Annotated in this window: 18 protein-coding genes, 1 tRNA gene and 1 pseudogene; 9 read left to right on the forward strand and 11 right to left on the reverse strand. The window is 69.7% G+C overall.

Annotation, left to right across the window (positions count from 1 at the left end; translation table 11 throughout):
• Positions 1-84: 84 nt before the first annotated feature.
• The 3 genes from ACFV8T_RS32090 to ACFV8T_RS32100 all read right to left on the reverse strand — a co-directional run bounded on the left by ACFV8T_RS32090 (position 85) and on the right by ACFV8T_RS32100 (position 2,738).
• Positions 85-1,473 carry a DUF1254 domain-containing protein gene (locus tag ACFV8T_RS32090; protein ID WP_385334450.1) on the reverse strand — a complete coding sequence of 463 codons (1,389 nt, stop codon included), beginning with the start codon at positions 1,471-1,473 and terminating at the stop codon, positions 85-87.
• A gap of 32 nt (positions 1,474-1,505) precedes the next feature.
• Positions 1,506-1,940 carry a hypothetical protein gene (locus tag ACFV8T_RS32095; RefSeq protein WP_385334452.1) on the reverse strand — a complete coding sequence of 145 codons (435 nt, stop codon included), beginning with the start codon at positions 1,938-1,940 and terminating at the stop codon, positions 1,506-1,508.
• Between the two features lie 141 nt (positions 1,941-2,081).
• Complete coding sequence (locus ACFV8T_RS32100) at positions 2,082-2,738, reverse strand: hypothetical protein (RefSeq protein ID WP_385334454.1); 657 nt, start codon at positions 2,736-2,738, stop codon at positions 2,082-2,084.
• 82 nt (positions 2,739-2,820) lie between these two features.
• On the opposite strand from ACFV8T_RS32100, the gene ACFV8T_RS32105 reads away from it, so the two are divergent.
• On the forward strand, positions 2,821-3,225 hold the full coding sequence (locus tag ACFV8T_RS32105; protein ID WP_385334456.1) for a MerR family DNA-binding transcriptional regulator: 405 nt from the start codon (positions 2,821-2,823) through the stop codon (positions 3,223-3,225).
• A gap of 41 nt (positions 3,226-3,266) precedes the next feature.
• On the forward strand, positions 3,267-3,341 hold the full coding sequence (locus tag ACFV8T_RS32110) for a 50S ribosomal protein bL37 (protein WP_015034725.1): 75 nt from the start codon (positions 3,267-3,269) through the stop codon (positions 3,339-3,341).
• A gap of 89 nt (positions 3,342-3,430) precedes the next feature.
• Here ACFV8T_RS32110 and ACFV8T_RS32115 read toward each other — a convergent pair whose 3' ends face one another.
• Together ACFV8T_RS32115 and ACFV8T_RS32120 are read right to left on the reverse strand one after the other, a co-directional pair.
• Positions 3,431-3,715, reverse strand: a complete 285-nt coding sequence (locus tag ACFV8T_RS32115) for a hypothetical protein (RefSeq protein ID WP_385334458.1) — start codon at positions 3,713-3,715, stop codon at positions 3,431-3,433.
• A gap of 212 nt (positions 3,716-3,927) precedes the next feature.
• The gene (locus ACFV8T_RS32120) at positions 3,928-4,476 is read right to left on the reverse strand and encodes a DUF1062 domain-containing protein (RefSeq protein ID WP_385334460.1); all 549 of its coding nucleotides are present in this window, start codon (positions 4,474-4,476) and stop codon (positions 3,928-3,930) included.
• 461 nt (positions 4,477-4,937) lie between these two features.
• Here ACFV8T_RS32120 and ACFV8T_RS32125 point away from each other — a divergent pair, with 461 nt between their 5' ends.
• The 3 genes and pseudogenes from ACFV8T_RS32125 to ACFV8T_RS32135 all read left to right on the forward strand — a co-directional run.
• Positions 4,938-5,516 carry a fasciclin domain-containing protein gene (locus ACFV8T_RS32125; protein ID WP_385334462.1) on the forward strand — a complete coding sequence of 193 codons (579 nt, stop codon included), beginning with the start codon at positions 4,938-4,940 and terminating at the stop codon, positions 5,514-5,516.
• Positions 5,517-5,944: 428 nt separating this feature from the next.
• Positions 5,945-6,241: a GYD domain-containing protein gene (locus ACFV8T_RS32130; protein WP_266737179.1), complete on the forward strand. Its 297-nt coding sequence runs from the start codon at positions 5,945-5,947 to the stop codon at positions 6,239-6,241.
• Positions 6,242-6,243: 2 nt separating this feature from the next.
• Positions 6,244-6,324, forward strand: a pseudogene (locus ACFV8T_RS32135) (integrase); the annotation flags it as partial.
• Positions 6,325-6,408: 84 nt separating this feature from the next.
• On the opposite strand, the gene ACFV8T_RS32140 reads toward ACFV8T_RS32135, so the two are convergent.
• Positions 6,409-6,483: transfer RNA gene (locus ACFV8T_RS32140), tRNA-Val, on the reverse strand.
• Between the two features lie 302 nt (positions 6,484-6,785).
• Here ACFV8T_RS32140 and ACFV8T_RS32145 point away from each other — a divergent pair.
• Positions 6,786-7,502 (forward strand): DUF4097 family beta strand repeat-containing protein, encoded by a 717-nt coding sequence (locus ACFV8T_RS32145; RefSeq protein ID WP_385334562.1) that lies wholly within the window; start codon positions 6,786-6,788, stop codon positions 7,500-7,502.
• Positions 7,503-7,574: 72 nt separating this feature from the next.
• Positions 7,575-8,942: a hypothetical protein gene (locus ACFV8T_RS32150; RefSeq protein ID WP_385334464.1), complete on the forward strand. Its 1,368-nt coding sequence runs from the start codon at positions 7,575-7,577 to the stop codon at positions 8,940-8,942.
• Positions 8,943-8,984: 42 nt separating this feature from the next.
• On the opposite strand, the gene ACFV8T_RS32155 is transcribed toward ACFV8T_RS32150, so the two are convergent.
• On the reverse strand, positions 8,985-9,134 hold the full coding sequence (locus ACFV8T_RS32155; protein WP_385334466.1) for a hypothetical protein: 150 nt from the start codon (positions 9,132-9,134) through the stop codon (positions 8,985-8,987).
• On the opposite strand from ACFV8T_RS32155, the gene ACFV8T_RS32160 reads away from it, so the two are divergent.
• Complete coding sequence (locus ACFV8T_RS32160; RefSeq protein ID WP_385334468.1) at positions 9,127-9,717, forward strand: DUF4383 domain-containing protein; 591 nt, start codon at positions 9,127-9,129, stop codon at positions 9,715-9,717. The two genes, ACFV8T_RS32155 and ACFV8T_RS32160, sit on opposite strands and share 8 nt — an antisense overlap.
• A gap of 101 nt (positions 9,718-9,818) precedes the next feature.
• The gene (locus tag ACFV8T_RS32165; RefSeq protein WP_385334469.1) at positions 9,819-10,040 is read left to right on the forward strand and encodes a zinc ribbon domain-containing protein; all 222 of its coding nucleotides are present in this window, start codon (positions 9,819-9,821) and stop codon (positions 10,038-10,040) included.
• A 48-nt stretch (positions 10,041-10,088) separates the two neighbouring features.
• Here the strand turns inward: ACFV8T_RS32165 and ACFV8T_RS32170 are convergent, their stop codons facing one another.
• The 4 genes from ACFV8T_RS32170 to ACFV8T_RS32185 are packed head-to-tail and all read right to left on the reverse strand — an operon-like array spanning position 10,089 to position 15,397.
• Complete coding sequence (locus ACFV8T_RS32170; protein ID WP_385334471.1) at positions 10,089-10,748, reverse strand: O-methyltransferase; 660 nt, start codon at positions 10,746-10,748, stop codon at positions 10,089-10,091.
• A 46-nt stretch (positions 10,749-10,794) separates the two neighbouring features.
• Positions 10,795-11,658 (reverse strand): HAD family hydrolase, encoded by an 864-nt coding sequence (locus ACFV8T_RS32175; protein WP_385334473.1) that lies wholly within the window; start codon positions 11,656-11,658, stop codon positions 10,795-10,797.
• Positions 11,655-14,237: a phosphoribosyltransferase gene (locus ACFV8T_RS32180; protein WP_385334475.1), complete on the reverse strand. Its 2,583-nt coding sequence runs from the start codon at positions 14,235-14,237 to the stop codon at positions 11,655-11,657. Before ACFV8T_RS32180 ends, ACFV8T_RS32175 begins: the two co-directional genes overlap by 4 nt.
• Positions 14,234-15,397, reverse strand: coding sequence for an HpcH/HpaI aldolase/citrate lyase family protein (locus ACFV8T_RS32185; RefSeq protein ID WP_385334476.1), 1,164 nt, complete (start codon positions 15,395-15,397; stop codon positions 14,234-14,236). Before ACFV8T_RS32185 ends, ACFV8T_RS32180 begins: the two co-directional genes overlap by 4 nt.
• Positions 15,398-15,447 lie beyond the last annotated feature (50 nt).

Below are 15,447 nucleotides of genomic sequence, written 5' to 3' on the forward strand. Positions count from 1 at the left end.
CTCCAGTGTGAACCGGACCACTGACAGTCGCCCGGCTCCGGCCCGGCTGCCCCGGCCCGTCACCAGTCCCCTTCGTCTTCGCCTTCACCGAATCCGTTCGACTGCGGGGATCTCGTACGTCCCGTCGAGGATCTCGGGCCCCGGCGCACAGAGCCTGAGCACCAGCCGGAAGTCCCCGTCGGGTACGGGCAGCCAGTTCGCCGCCGCGACCGGGTCCTCCGGCCGCTCCCGCCGGAGGTGGACCGTCAGCGAACCGTCCTCCCCGTGCACCAGGCCAGGCGTACGGTCACCGACCGGGCGCCGTCGCGTCCCCGGGGTCCCGACGAGGCGCTGACCGGTCGCGTCGTACACGGCCAGGGACCAGGACGCCTCGACCGGCGGCGGCCGTCCATCGAAGCGCAGGACATAGGAGCCGGCCCCGTTCAGCCGCTCGCCCCCGGCGTCGCGGAAGGTGTGGGCGTACACCGCCTCGTAGCCGTGGACGCCCCACAGCGAGCACCGTGCCGCCACCGCCCTGGTCCGGTAGGACGCCTCCCGGTCGGCGATCCGCCACTCCGGGGAGTCGATGGTTCCGACGCCGTAGTGGTCGAGGTTGTAGTCGTAGAGATGCGGATCCATCACCCATCCCCCGCGCCCCGCCGCGGCCCGGCCGGCCTCCTCCTCCACCCATGCCCTCCCCCGCGCCAGGCCCTCGGTCAGCGCGCGTACGAGGGCGGGATCGGCGCGGGTGTACGGCGAGGGACCTTCCTCCAGCAGCCCCAGCGGCTGGAACCGGTCCTGATACGCCTGGTCGCGCGCGGACGGCGGGAAGTCGGCCATCCACACCCTGAGCTGCTCGAAGAACCGCAGCGGCTCCGGTACGTCGGGGTCGGGCGCGGGCAGTCCCGTACGGTGCGTGCCCGGTTCGACGTACGTGACGCCCAACTGTGCCCGGAGCGCGCGGCCCCGCTCCGGTTCTTCGGAGTCATCGGAGTCGTCGACGGCGCGGGAGGCATCGCGGCCGATGACGGAGACGACGGAGGTGGGCGCGTCGATGACCCCGAGCACACCGTCGGGCACATCGCCCGCCCAGCCGGGTGGCGCGACGAGCCACTCCCCGGCCCGGGTGCCGGTCGCGCGGCGGCCGACGTACGCGAAGTTGTTGGTCCAGGCGTCGACGAACTGCAACACGCAATCCGCACCGCCCGCACCGCCCGCACCGTCCGTATCGTCTTCACCTTCCGCACCGGGGACATGGAGCAGTACCGGCCCACCGGAGAGATCGAGGTGGGCGAGGGAGCGGACGGTGTCGTCGTCGACGGACATGAGGGGCGCGCCGGGCGGCGCCGCTCGGCCCGCGTGCGCGAAATGGTTGAAGGGTGCGGGCGGCAGCGGCCCGAAGCCCGTGTGCATGAAGTCCTCGACCACCGACAGGTCCCGGACCAGCGGATACCCGTAGACGTACGCCTCGGCGGCAAGAGCGGCACGTTCCACCTCTGCCTCCGGCCCTTGCCGCCGTCCCCCGCTCAGATGACCGCCTTCGAGGTCTCCGTGCACAGGGCCCAGATCACGAACCCGTCGATGGCGATGGAGACGAGCGCCCAGATCGGCTGGTACGGCAGCCAGACGAAGTTGATGATCAGGCTGATGGAGGCGAGCACCACACCTGTGGCACGGGCCCAGACCGCGCCCTTGAGGACGCCCCAGCCGACGATGCCGAGGACGATCCCGAGGACGAGGTGGATCCATCCCCATGAGGTCACATCGAACATGAACGTGTAGTTCCTGACGTGTGCGTAGACATCGTCGGAGGCGATACCGGAGATGCCCTTGATCACTCCGAGGACACCGTCGACGAGCAGCAGCACACCGGCAAAGATGATCCCGCTGGCCGCCCAGGGGTTGATGTCCCTCTGGCCGGCGGAACCGGCCGGGCCGTGCGTGGGCGCTGTGTGTGCCATCGAAACTCCTTGGCCGGATCGGGACTGCGGAACAGAACCGACCCTGCCGGGCACCGTCCCGCGCAACCACTCGGACGCACCCATACGGGTGACGGCCCGGACCGCGGCACGCGGGGTCGAGGAGCCGCTCCCCGGCCCTCGCTACGAGGAGGGAAGCCGCGTCACCTTCGAGACCTTGCACGTCATCTTGCCCGGGACCTTCCCCAGCCCCTGGGCCTTCTGCACCGACTTCTGCCCCGCGGCCAGGTCGGTGGCCGTCGCCAGCCCCGAGGCCCGGCGCGTGCCTTCCCCGTCCACGAACTCCACGGACACGATGTAGGACGCCCGGGTGTCGGAGTGGTTCACGATCTCCACATCCGCGTCGGGCCACTCGGTCAACGAGTCCACCTCGCACCGGGTGATCCGCACATCCCCCGAGGCATCCGTCCCTTCGAGGGCCGGCAGCTCCGTGGGCGCATCGGAGGCATCACCCGGCACCGGCGCTTCGCTCTTCGTGGCCTCCGCCTTCGGCGGCTTCGACCTGGCCGTCGACGACGAGCCGCCGCTCGTCACGGCGATCAGCACACCGAGCGCCAGCAGGAGGGCCACCCCGCCGACCACGGACAGCGTGACGATCAGCCCGGTACGGGACTTCTTCGGCGGCTGCGGATAGCCGTACGCCCCGGGGCCGGCCTGCGGCCAGTGCTCGTACGGCGACGAGGACGGCGGCTGGGGCGGCTGACCTGGCTGAGGCTGCTGAGGCTGCTGACCTGGCTGAGGCTCTTGACCGGGCTGGGGCGGCGGATAGCCGTACGACATGTATCCCCCCTGGGATGGTGCTGACGTGAACAAGACACGTTACGACGGGCCCGGCCTTGACTCTCCCGCAGGGGGAGGCTCGATGGTTGCGGACATGAACGGCGACGCGCTCCTCCCGATCGGGGATCTGGCCAGGCTGACCGGGCTGACGGTGAAGACCATCCGGTTCCACTCCGACCGCGGGATCGTGCCCCCTGCCGACCGCACCCCGGCCAGACGCGGTTCCACAGCGGGCATCGCCCCGACATCACCCCAGGCCGCCCCGGTCATCAAGGCGATCACGGCCGAATACGCCCACCCCACTCGCCACGACCTGCTGCCACTCCTGGAAACGGCGAACGACCCCCGCCGCCGGCGCTACCTCCGGCTGCTCGCCGTGATCAACTCCTGGCCGCCCCCGGACAACCCGGGACCGGCCTTCACCTGGCGCATCGAGGCCTCGGCCTCGAACAACACCGCTGATGCGCCCGGGGCAGGCCGAACCTAAACTGACGGAGGCACGAAGACCCCAGGTGAGGGAGGCATGTCATGGCCAAGCGAGGAAACAAGCGCCGCGCCCGCAAGAAGAAGAACGCCAATCACGGCAAGCGCCCCAACGCCTGAACGGAACCAACCGAGTTCCCCGGAACCCTGCTCCGTAGTGCCCCGGGAAGAGCACGAGCCTCCCGGGGCACCGGCAGCTGCGCCCGGCACTACAGTCCGCGCAGCGCCTCGCGGAAATCGGCGTAGGCACTCCAACAGTCGACGCTGCCGTCGTCGTTCAGACTCCCCATGTACCAGTCGTCGTCGCCGACAGGCTTCACCAGACACAGTCCATGGAATCCCAAGACGATTTCAGGGCAGAGCTGTTCGTCCTCCCCCGGCCAGCCAAGCCACCTCACAGAGCGACCGCTGTCGAGCACTGTCGCCTCCCGGTCGCCGGAGACGCTGCGGATCTCCTCCAGAGTCCACCCTGCCGGCAGCTGCTCGCCCGTCATCCGCCGATGATGTCAGCTGCGGGGGGCCTTCACTCCGACGGGCACCTTCGTCTTGCGCTCGGCTTCCTTGCGCTCGGCTTCCTTAGGCTTCTGGATGACATACAACGACCAGGCGTCGCCGCAGTGGAGATAGCACTCGCCGCGTCAACCATGACGGACCAGGGGCCTGTCCGGCGGATCTTGCCGGACAGGCCCCTGGCCCTGAGGAGGGCTCAGCGCTTGAGCATGAAGGTGAAGTCGCCGGAGAGCTTGCCGCTCAGCCGGACTGCCGAAACGAGCTTCCCCTCCGTGATCAGCCTCTCGACCTCGGCCCGCGAAAGACCGCACCCTTCAGCGATCAGTCGCACCGGCCGGACAGGGATCCGCGCCGCAAAGCGGACCGAGACGTCGATCACCTCGCGGTCCAGGTGATCCGATCCCCCGGTGTCGAGGCGCCAGGCGTTGTCCCAGTCGAGGGCGATGCGATTACGGCGCCGTACGACCGGATCCTGGAGCAGCTCGGCTGTCAGGCCAAGGTCGTTGTCATGCAGCCGGTCCAGCAGCTCAGGTCGTACGGAGCGCACATTCATCCGCTCCAGGACCGTGAGCTTCGCCGTTTCCCCGCAAGTGGTACAGAGCACGAGGAGCCAGGCGTCGATGAGCTTGTGGTTTGCGTTGACGCGAAATTTACCGCTTGCCTTGAAACGCTCGGACGCGCACACATGGCAACGGCGGAGCACGAGCGGCAGGCAGGTGGGCACGACCACCCAGTTATTGAGCACAGAAGTACACCGGTTTCAGTGAGAAGACCGCAGCAGAAAGGAGCGCGGCGCACAGGCGCGACGCGCGACGAATCAGCACTCGGGAGGTCTCACAGGGTGTACAACGGAACGTCCTTGACCACTAGACGACTTGGCTCGGCAGCACGGTAGCGGCGCGCAGCGGCGCTGCTCCACCGGTTTTCGAATGCCTCACCGCCAGGTCCTGTCCGGCGGAGCACGGGCCGAGCCTGAGTCGGATCGATGTGAATCAGGCGGCTTCACATGTGGTGGGCGCGTGGCACAACCGGGCGATCGTCTTCGGGGTGCGGTTCTCACTGGCGATGCCTAACCTTGTTCCGATGGCCCACTGGGTACGCCGGAGCGGTGCGAACGACACCCCGGCCAAGCGGCCACACTCCTCGTCCTACGAGGGTCGGCGTCGACACCTCACGGACCTCCTCCTAGAGGGAAGAGGAATCGGTATGAGCTCACATCGCATCCGCACGAGCGCCGCAGCACTCACCGCTGTGGTGGCCCTCCCGCTCTCGCTCGGTACTCTCGCTCCACAAGCGTTCGCGGACACACCGAGCCCGTTCGGCCCGGGATGCTCCTCGTTGCCGCACAGCGGCAAGGGCAGCGCGACTGGCATGTCCAAGGAACGCGTGGCCACCGCAGCGGCCAACAATCCGAAACTCACCAAGCTGGTACTCGCGTTGAAGGACGCCGGGCTCACCACCAAGCTCAACGACGCGAAGCACATCACGGTCTTCGCCCCCACGAACGCGGCCTTCGACAAGGTTTCGAAGATGCAGCTTGCCGGCCTCCTCAAGGACAGGGCGCAGCTGAAGAAGGTCCTGACCTACCACGTCGTGGACAGGACCATCACCCCCAGCGAGCTTCCCAACGGCAGCTTCAAGACGCTGGAGGGCTCCATGCTCAAGACCTCCGGGTCGGGCACGTCGTTCAAGGTCAACGACACCGCGAAGATCGTCTGTGGGGACATCAAGACGGCCAACGCCACGGTCTATCTCGTCGACTCGGTCCTCATGCCCCCGTCCTAGGAGTAGTCCTCCGGCAGGCTTCGGTCGGCCGGTAGCAGGTGTACGGTCCTGCCTCCGCGCTTCAGAGAGGCAGGACCGTCGCCTGCGGTTTCCTACTGTGGGCGCGGACGGTTTCGAACCGCCGACATCTGCTTTGTAAGTTCGATCAAGGAGACGGGGAAAGCCCCATTTGAGGGTGCGAGTGGATCACCCTGCAGCTACAACCGTTTTAAGGGTCTTGGGATTCTGGGGCGTCCACGAACGAAGTGGTCGCGTGGGAGGGACAGAGAACCGCGGCGACCGTTGGTGTCCGCTGTCGTTGATGTCAGCCTGCCCCTCGATGCCTGTGGTCGCTCGTATTGCTCGTTCGGGTGCATATCTCGTGCAGGTTCTAGCCCAGATGTCCAGGCTTGGCCTCACGATGTGTCTCCTCGTGAAGGTGAAAGAACATGCCGACGTACGTCACCTTGCTGAGCTGGACCGACCAAGGGGTCCGAAACTACAAGGACACCGCAAAGCGCTCCGAGGCCTTCGGGTCAGCGGTACAGAAGCTCGGGGCGAAGCTCCTGAGTATCTACTGGACCGTCGGTCCGTACGACCTCGTGGCCATCGTCGAGGCGCCCGACGACGAAACTGCCACAGCAGCACTCCTGCAGCTCGGTGGGGTGGGCAACGTCCGTTCCACGACTCTGCGGGCCTTCGGCCCGGAGGAGATGGAGCGCATCATCGCCAAGGCGGCTGGCTGACGACCCACGTCGTCCAGGACACCCAGCGCGAGGCAGTCAGTCACCTGGACCGCATGCTCAAGCGTCGTCCCGGCCGTGAGTGACCACGCCCATGACTGACCGCTCCCGTTGATGTCAGAAGTGGATGTCAAAGACCCCCAACCATGATCGGTTGGGGGTCTTTGTACTGGTGGGCGCGGACGGTTTCGAACCGCCGACATCTGCTTTGTAAGAGCAGCGCTCTACCCCTGAGCTACGCACCCGTGGATGAGGCAACAGCGTACATGGACTACGGCCCGTGGTCACAAACGATCCCCGGCGGCAGCAAACGGGACGAGCGAGCGGGGACGGCAGCCGGCGAGATGGCGGAGCGTGGTGGCGGGGGCATACGGGGGATATCCCCACCCCGCATACGGTAGCCGTCCGGATTCTGTCGGGGGCGGTCGCGTACGTACGGTGAGGTCCGCAGCATCGGCAGCATCCGCCGTACGACCTGGGGGAAAAGATCATCGTGGCAGTCCGCACCCGCACCCGCACTCTCATCGCGTCCGGTGGCGCCGTGTTCATGGTTCTTGCTCTTGCCGGTTGTGGCAGTACGGACGTGGGCGACGCGCCCGCCGAGCACAAGTCGTTCGCGTTGAGCGGGAAGACGCTGACCATCGATTCCGGGCAGTCGTCGCTGAAGCTCGTACCGGCCGATGTGCAGAAGGTCGAGGTGACCCGTCGGGTCGACGGGTGGGTGGCGTTCGGGAACGGGCCCGATCCGCAGTGGGAGATGCAGGACGACACGCTCACGCTTCGCGTGAAGTGCGAGGCCTTGATCAGCGACTGTTCCGCGGAGCATCAGGTGAAGGTGCCGCGCGGGGTGGCCGTGGTCGTCAAGGGGGACAACGGGAGGGTCGTCGCTTCCGGCTTCCGTACTCCCCTCACCCTCCACGCCGACAACGGAAGGGTGACCGTCCGGGACTCCACCGGGCCGCTCAAGCTGGAGAGCCACAACGGTGGCATCGTCGCCGAGAGGGTCTCGGCCAAGTCCGTGTCGGCCCGGTCCGACAACGGCAGCATCCGGCTGGGGTTCGCGGCCGTGCCGGATCTCGTGGACGCCGTGAGCGGCAACGGGGCGATCACCATCGATCTGCCGGGCGGCTCCGTGAGGTATGCGGTGGACGCCGCCGCCCACAACGGGGGCACCTCGGTGGACGCGCCGCGCAGCGACGGCAGCAGCCACGTGGTGAAGGCCCGGAGCGACAACGGCGAAGTCACCGTCCGAAGCGTGAACTAACCGGCCCGTGTGTTCGTCCTTACCTGGTGGGACAATGTACCGGGCAGGGGCGAAACGGCACGGGAGAGGGATGTGACGGCGACACACGCGCAGCCGCGAGCGAGAGCGGGTGGGAGTTCCGCCGTCAGGGATGTCTTCGTGCTGATGCTGTTGCCGGTGCCGCTGCTCGCCGCCGCCCTGCCGGCCGCCTTCGCCGGTGGCGGTACGAGGCGCTGGTTCGGCGGGCGCGGGGAGAGTCAGCGCGTCGAGGCGCAGGCCGCGAAGGACGCCGCCGCGTCGGCCTTCTACGAGCTGGACACGGCCCAGCGCGATCTGCGCATCTCGATCGAGACGATCACCGCGGTGGACAGCTCGCCCGCCGCGCGCAAGGCCGTGGACGACTTCGCCGCCCTGGGGCGGCGGATCGACGAGGCCAGTCATACGTACATCACCGCGGTCGATGCGCACGACCTGGACCGGGACGATCTGGAGCCGTCGGTCGCCGCCCGCGCGCGGACCGAGCTGACCACGGCCAAGGACGAGCTGGTACGGGTCAAGGCCGAGCTGGACCGGTTCGCGCAGGGGCTCGGTCCGCTGCTGGGCAGCGCGGAGACGCAGCTCGCCCGGCTCGCACCCGCCGTGGAGCGGGCCCGGCAGGCCCTGCTCGGTGCGAGCAACGCTCTCGACGCGGTGCGCGCGTCCGGGCTGCGGGCGGATGATCTCGCCGCCCGGCTGGCGGCCCTCGCCCCCGAGCTGACCAAGCTCAACCAGGGTGCCGGGCGGCACGGCGTTCCGGAGACCTTGCAGCGCGCCGATCGGGTGCTGCGCGATGCCGAGGCGGTGCGGTCCGAAGCTGCCCAGCTGCCCGAGCGCGCCGCCGAGATCGACCACCGGCTGGTGTCGCTGCGTACGCGCGCCCAGGCGTTGACGACCCGGGCGGGCTCGGTGGAGCCGGTGCTGAGCGAGTTGCGGCGGCGTTTCTCGGCTGCGTGCTGGCAGGATCTCCAGCCGGTGCCCGAGCAGGCGGCCGTCAATGTGCGGCAGGCCGAGGAGAAGCTGAAGGAAGCCGCCCAGGCGCGGGACGAGCAGCGGTGGGCCGATGCGACGTCCCGGCTGAGCACGGTCCGCGCCCTGCTGAACGCCACGGACGAGGCGGTGTCCGCGGCCGGTGACCGGCTGCACCGGCTGGACGACGTGGCCAAGGACCCGCAGCAGGAGATCCAGCGGACCCGGTTCGCGGTCCGGGACGCGCAGCGCCTGGCCATGGCCGGTCGCAGCACGCCCGATCCGCGCCACGCCCGTCCGCTGGACGATGCCGTGGCCCGGCTGGACCGCGCCGTCGCCGGACTCGATGGGCGTCACCCCGACTACTGGCATTTCCTGACCGAGACCGAAGCGGTGCGGCGGACGGCTGCGCGGGTGGTCTCCGAGATCCGTGAGGAGCGCGGGGCCGGCGCCTGAGCTGTACGGGCGCTCGGCCACGGGCTCGTATGGACGGGTCGGTCACGGGCCGCGTACGGGCGGGTCGGTCACGGGCGTACGTACGGGTCGGTCACGGGCCGCGTACGGGCTCTCGGGTTCTCTGGTGTGCGGCAGCCACACCTTGGGCGGATCCTGGTAGTACGCCCGAAGGAGGCCGACCGACATGGCCACCCACGCACTGCACGCCACGGGACGGCGGTCGCCCCGTCGCCGCAAGGCCACCCGGCTCGACCAGCATCTGCCGGTCGATCACCGGCTCAGCCGCGTCTATCGGGTCGGGGCGGGGCTGATGGGGCTGGTGCTGCTCGCCTTCGGCGTCCTGGGGCTGATCGACAAGATCGGCTTCTTCAATACCGGCGGAGCCACCGTCGCGGGCCTCAACACCAACGGCGCCCTGAGCGTCCTGTCCATCTGCGTCGGCCTGCTCCTGTTCATCGGGATGGTGATCGGCGGCAACTTCGCCTCGACGCTCAACATGATTCTGGGCATCGCCTTCATCCTCAGCGGCTTCGTGAATCTCGCGCTGCTGGAGACCGACTACAACTTCCTCGCCTTCCACATCCAGAACGTGCTGTTCAGCTTTGTGGTGGGGCTGATGCTGATGGTCTTCGGAATGTACGGACGGGTCAGCGGCGGCCTTCCGCACGACAACCCGTACTGGCGGGCCCGCCACCCCGAGGAAGCCGCGCGGGAAATGCGGCTGAACCGGAAGGCGACCACGCCGTCCATGCCGGGCGTGCGGCGTAGCACCTGACCCGTACCCGTACCCGTCTCCGTATCCGTATCCGCACCCGCCCCTCATCCGCCGCCCATGGTGTCTGTCTCCGGCGGAGCGGTGACGGTTAGCCTGGGGCCATGCCTCGTTACGAATTCCGCTGCCGCTCCTGCGGAGACACCTTCGAACTCAGCCGCCCCATGGCTCAGTCCTCCGACCCGGCCTCCTGCCCCGCCGGGCACGCCGACACCGTGAAGCTGCTCTCCACCGTGGCCGTCGGCGGGTCGTCCGCCAAGTCCGCGCCCGCCACCCCGTCGGCCGGAGGCGGGGGCGGCTGCTGCGGTGGAGGTTGCTGCGGCTGAGGGGGCGAGCAGCCCTCGGCGGCCCGGTACCGCTCCCGCCATCGCTCGCTATCGCTTGCGGGAGAGCGTCAGGCCGTCGGACACGGTCAGCAGCACGCTGTCCATCCGCGGATCGGCGGCCACATGGTCGTTGAACTCCTTGATCGCCGCCGCTCCGCCGGTCGCCCGCGGGTCGGTCACCCCGCCGTGGAAGAGCACGTTGTCCGTGACGACAAGACCGCCCTGCCGCATCCTGGGCACCAGTTCCTCCCAGTACGGGATGTAGTTGCCCTTGTCGGCGTCCAGGTAGGCGAGATCGATGTGCGGCTCGGCCGGCATCGCCCGCAGTGTGTCGAGCGCGGGGGCGATACGGAGCTCGATCCGGTCCGCGACGCCCGCCTTCGCCCAGGCCTCCCGGCCGAAGGCGGTCCACTCCTCCGAGACGTCGCACGCGATCAGCCGTCCGTCGGCGGGCAGTGCCTGCGCCATCGACAGGGCGGAGAATCCGGTGAACGTCCCGACCTCCACGATGTGCCGGGCCCCGGTCAGCCGTACGAGGAAGGCGAGCAGCGGTCCCTGCTCCTCGGCCGACTGCATGCCGGCGTGCTCGGGCAGGCGTGCGTACGTGGTCTCGACGAGCTCGCGCTGCACCGGGTCGAGCGGTGGATTGTGCGCCAGCATGTACGCGTACAGCTCGTCCGTGATCTTGGTCTCGTTGCCCTTGGTCATCCTGCGCTCCTCGTGCGTCGATCGGCCGGTGCACCTGCGCCCGGCGTCAGGACGATCTTGCCTCGCCCGCGGCCCGGAGGAAGTACCGAAGGATCTCCTCGCCCGCTGCCACGCCGTGCGCGGCCGTCACCTCGGCATGCGGGGCGTGCCAGCCGATATCACCCAGTTCGCCGTGGGCCGGGCGCCAGGCGCGGTCGGCGGCGAGGAGCAGATCGGCGTCGAGGAGGCTGTCGCCGGCGGCGAGGGTGAGCGTGGCGCCGGTGCGTCGGGCCACCTCGTTCATCGCGGCGCTCTTGGTGAGCGGGCCCGGAACGGCGTAGATCTTGCGGCCCTGGAGGGAGACCGTCCAGCCACGCGTCCGCGCCCACTCCCCCAGTTCCTTGACCCAGTCCTCGGGCAGCAACGGGCGTTCCACGACGAGATAGGCGAAGAGGTCCTCGGCGACCCGTTCCTTGAGCAGCCAGGCCGGGTCGGCCGCGGCCAGGAGGTGGGCGCGGACCTCGGCGAGGGAGGCGCATTCGTCGGCGAGCCTGCGGGCCACCTGCCGCCGCCAGTCCGGGTCGGACTCGCCGTCGACGAGCAGATGTCCGCCGTTGGCGCAGATCGCGAACCTCGGTGCGGGGCCGGGCAGGTGGATACGCCCGTACTGCTCGCGGGTGCGGGTGGTCGTCGGGACGAAGACCGTGGTGCGGGCCAGTTCGTCGAGCAGTGCCGCGGCCGTCTCCGTGAGATAGGACAGCGGCTTGCGGTCGTAGACCTCCACGCAGAGCAGCCGGGGGGCTTCGGCGTCCGGCATGCCGAGCTGGAGCGCCGCCGCGGAGTAGATCAGGGTGCGGTCGAGGTCGCTGGCGACGAGCGTCACGGGGGCGCCGGCCGGGGCCCCGGCATCGGCCGTCGTCGGAGTGGTCACTTCGACTCCACCGCCTTGCCGTCCGCGCCCGTCGCGCCCCTGGTGTACTTCGGGTGGATCAGACCGACGCAGGTGTACGGGAGTCCGTCGACCTCCTCCACCGGTACGCCCCGCTGCTCGGCCAGCAGGCGGATGTGTTCGAGGTCCGCGCCCGCGCCGCGCTTGGCGAGGATCTTCCACGGGACGCGGCGCAGCAGTACCCGGGTCGTCTCGCCGACGCCCGGCTTGACGAGGTTGACGTCGTGGATGCCGTACTCCTCGCTGATCCGCTCCACGGCGGCCCAGCCCTCCCAGGTGGGCGCGCGGTCGGCCGCGAGCAGCTCCTTGACCTCGACGTCCACGGCGTCGACGACCTCGTCGAAGTGGGCGGCGACGGTGTCGAGGAAATGGCCGGACACATCGGTGTCCGCCAGTTCCCGGTAGAACTTCGCGCCGTGGAAGTCCTCGGGGCCCACCAGGTCGGAGCGGAGGACGGTCCGCGAGATCAGCCCGGAAACGGTGGAGTTGAGGCAGGCGGACGGGATGAGGAAGTCCTCGCGGGTGCCGTAGGTGCGGACGCAGCCGCCGGGGTCGGCCAGTACCGCGATCTCGGGGTCGAAGCCCTCGAACTCGGCGAGCGCCGCGGAGAGTTCACGGGTGATGGCGCCCTTGCCGGTCCAGCCGTCGACGAAGACGACGTCCGCCGGGTCGTGGTGGGCGGCCAGCCAGCGCAGGGCGTTGGCGTCGATGCCGCGGCCCCGCACGATGGAGACGGCGTAGTGCGGCAGATCGATGCCGTGCCGGTGCAGGGCCCAGCGGCGCATGAGTACGCCGACCGGCGTGCCCGCCCTGGCGAGCGAGACCAGGACCGGGCGGGGGGTGCGCTCGGCGAGGACCGTCTCGGTGACGGTGCCCACGGCGCGGGCGACGCGGGCGGCCGACAGCTCCAGCGCCGCCTTGAACAGGCCCTGGTACTGGGCGGACGGCTGGTACTCGACGGGCAGCGACTCGGCGTAGTGCGCGCCACCGCTCTGTATCGCCTCCTCGCGCTCCTCGGTGGGCGCCTCCAGCTCGGTGTCCGAGAGATCCTGGAGCAGCCAGCCGACCTCGTCCGGCGCGTAGGAGGAGAAGGCGGGGCCGCGGAGGGGCTCGGGCAGCATGGAGGGCTCCTGCCGTTCAGGGGTGTCCGTGCGGGGGCGCGTCGGGACGTACGAGGGGACGACCGCGAGCAGGACATGGTCGGTGTGTGCGGCGAGCTGCGCCAACAGGCCGTCGGGAGCGTGGAGTTCGGGGGTGTCGGCGACGGAGTCGACGGCGAGCACCACGGCGTCGAAACCGGCGCCCGCGACGTTGTACGCGTACCGGTCGCCGGGCCCGTCGGCCGGGTTGTCGTGGGCCGGGAAGACCAGCCGGGTCCGTATCGCGTAACCCGGGTCGTCCACGGCGAGGACGGGGGAACGCGTGGTGGTGGAGTAGCGCACCTCGGCGTCGGTGTGGTCCTCCAGGGCCGTGCCCAGACGCAGGGGGGCGTACATGAGCTCCTCGAAGCCGAGGACCAGTACGCGGCGGGCGTCGCCCAGCGCTTCGGCGATGCGGGCGGCCATGGCGGGGAGGGCGGGCTCCAGGGTCGCCCGGTGGGCGGGGGTGAAGCCGTGCCGTCCGCCGTCGGGCACACCGGCGGGCCACTGGAGGTCCACCCGGGTGCAGGGCCGGCGCCCCGGCCCGACGGCCGTTCGGGGGGCGGCGGGACCGGCCCCTTCGTGCGCGGCGACCAGTGCCTGGCCCTTCTCCAGGACGCCCTCCGGGAGGGCGACCGTGCCCGAGCTGCGCGCCACCAGGTCGACGCGGGCACCGATCTCCGCGGCGAACTCGGTCAGCCTTCCCCGGTCGGCCGGCGACCTCATGTCCACCAGGGCGACGATGACGTAACGGCTGCGCGGGTACCGCTCGTGCAGTGCGCGGATGGTGTTGAGCACGGTGTTGCCCGTGGAGAATTCGTCGTCCACCAGGACCAGCGGCGCGCCTGCGTACACACCCGCCGCGTCCGCGCCCGTCAGGACGCACTCGCCCGCCAGCAGATCCGGGTCCTCCGGGAGCAGCAGGTGCGAGGTGGCGTGCGAGTGGGACTCCTCGAAGCCGCCCGCCCGCGCCACGCCCTCGACGGGGCGGCGCGTCGAGTGGAGGTACGGCGCCACGCCCAGCCCGTCGGCGACCGCGTGGCCGAGGCCGGTGGCCGTCTCCGCGTAGCCGAGCACCACGGCCCGGCGCGCCTCCGCGTCACCGAGGAGTTCGCGCACCCGACGGCCGAGCTCGAAGCCGGCGCCGTACACCACGGAGGGCTTCTGCGGCACGTGCTTGCCGAGCACGTTCGACACGAGGAGGTGGGCCCGCTTGGGGTTGCGGCGCAGGGCGAGGCCCAGCAGCTCTCTCAGCTCGCTGTCGCCGTCGGGCTTCCCGTCACCGACGAGCTCGACGCCCAGTCGCTCCGCCACCCAGCTGCCCGACCACACCACGTTCGCCGTCTCTTTCTCTGTCCGTGCCTTCTCTGTTCTTGCCTTCTCCGGCCGTGCCTTCTCCGCCCCTGCCGAGTGCTCGCTCATTCGGCAGGACCCGCGGCCAGCAGCTCCACGAAGCCGACGTCCTGCCTGGCCACTCCGAAGACCTCGGCCCGCAGCAGGGTCCGCTCGGCCCAGGCGCGGTGCGGCTTCACCTCATTCATCTTGTTCGTGTAGGCGGAGCGCATGACGCCACCGCCGCCGCGCTCCGGCCGCAGGATGTCCTCCGCGTCGCTGAACTCCTCGTGGCTGACCACGGACAGCGCGTGCACGGGTGCGACATGCGACGGGTGGATGCAGGTCTTGCCGAGCAGGCCGTTGGCCCGGTCGAGCTCGATCTCGCGCAGCAGGCCGTCCAGATCGTGCTCGATCAGCGCCGTGCGCAGCTCCTCGGCCCGGCCCTCCAGGAAGGGGCTGCGGCGCAGCTGGGGTTTGAACATGCGCTCCTGGAGCCGGAAGTACTCCCACACCGGCCCGGTGATCGTGAAGCCGGTGCCGTCCGCGCGGCCCAGCACATTGACCACGTCGGCGATCACGGCGCCGACGATCTGCACGTCGTACGCCGTCATGTCGGGCGCCCTGCGCAGTCCGTACGCCGAGCAGAAGTCGGTGACGCCGAGCCGCAGCGCGAGCACCCGCTCGCGGTACTTGTCGACGGTGCGGGCTATTCCCTGGAGAGTTTCCCCGCGGGTCTCCAGGTGCAGCAGCTCGGGAGATTCGAGAACGGGCATCGCGAACAGGCGTCGGCCGCACGTCTTCTCGGCGTTGGTGAGCGCTTCCATGAAGGGCATGCCACGCTCTTCGGTGAACTTCGGAAGTACAAAACCAGACAACATCCGGGCGGTGGAGCCGAGCCGCTGCACCAGGTCGGCTATCTGACCCGGCTCCCGGACCCGGATGAAGAGCAGCGGCACCTCGGCGCCACGCGCGTCGAGATCGGCGAACTGTCTGACCAGGTTCTCCTCGGCGCCGGCGACCTCGGAGTCGTCGATCGAATCCTCCAGGCACAGCACCATCGAGACGACACCGCGTCCGGCCTGCTTGATGACGTCGTCAGCAAGCCTCGGCCGGGTGGCAGGGCTGTACAGGGTCGCTCCCAGGGCGGCCGCAAGCACGCGGGCCGACGAGCCCGGACCGAACTCGCACGGCTCCTGGAAGAACAGCCTCTCCCTCGCAGCGGGCGCAATATGCCCGAAATGACGCATGTAACTCCCCCGAACTGCCGGACCGGCCGGACAACGCATGGCCGGTAATA

It is taken from the genome of Streptomyces sp. NPDC059832, from assembly GCF_042731715.1.
Taxonomy (GTDB): domain Bacteria; phylum Actinomycetota; class Actinomycetes; order Streptomycetales; family Streptomycetaceae; genus Streptomyces.

Coding starts and splice junctions, on each gene's coding strand:
- ACFV8T_RS32100 (WP_385334454.1), bottom strand. CDS start 2,738: ATGTCGTACGGCTATCCGCCGCCCCAGCCCGGTCAAGAGCCTCAGCCA.
- ACFV8T_RS32170 (WP_385334471.1), bottom strand. CDS start 10,748: ATGACCAAGGGCAACGAGACCAAGATCACGGACGAGCTGTACGCGTAC.
- ACFV8T_RS32185 (WP_385334476.1), bottom strand. CDS start 15,397: ATGCGTCATTTCGGGCATATTGCGCCCGCTGCGAGGGAGAGGCTGTTC.
- ACFV8T_RS32180 (WP_385334475.1), bottom strand. CDS start 14,237: ATGAGCGAGCACTCGGCAGGGGCGGAGAAGGCACGGCCGGAGAAGGCA.
- ACFV8T_RS32145 (WP_385334562.1), top strand. CDS start 6,786: ATGGTTCTTGCTCTTGCCGGTTGTGGCAGTACGGACGTGGGCGACGCG.
- ACFV8T_RS32165 (WP_385334469.1), top strand. CDS start 9,819: ATGCCTCGTTACGAATTCCGCTGCCGCTCCTGCGGAGACACCTTCGAA.
- ACFV8T_RS32105 (WP_385334456.1), top strand. CDS start 2,821: ATGGTTGCGGACATGAACGGCGACGCGCTCCTCCCGATCGGGGATCTG.
- ACFV8T_RS32130 (WP_266737179.1), top strand. CDS start 5,945: ATGCCGACGTACGTCACCTTGCTGAGCTGGACCGACCAAGGGGTCCGA.
- ACFV8T_RS32125 (WP_385334462.1), top strand. CDS start 4,938: ATGAGCTCACATCGCATCCGCACGAGCGCCGCAGCACTCACCGCTGTG.
- ACFV8T_RS32115 (WP_385334458.1), bottom strand. CDS start 3,715: ATGACGGGCGAGCAGCTGCCGGCAGGGTGGACTCTGGAGGAGATCCGC.
- ACFV8T_RS32160 (WP_385334468.1), top strand. CDS start 9,127: ATGGCCACCCACGCACTGCACGCCACGGGACGGCGGTCGCCCCGTCGC.
- ACFV8T_RS32095 (WP_385334452.1), bottom strand. CDS start 1,940: ATGGCACACACAGCGCCCACGCACGGCCCGGCCGGTTCCGCCGGCCAG.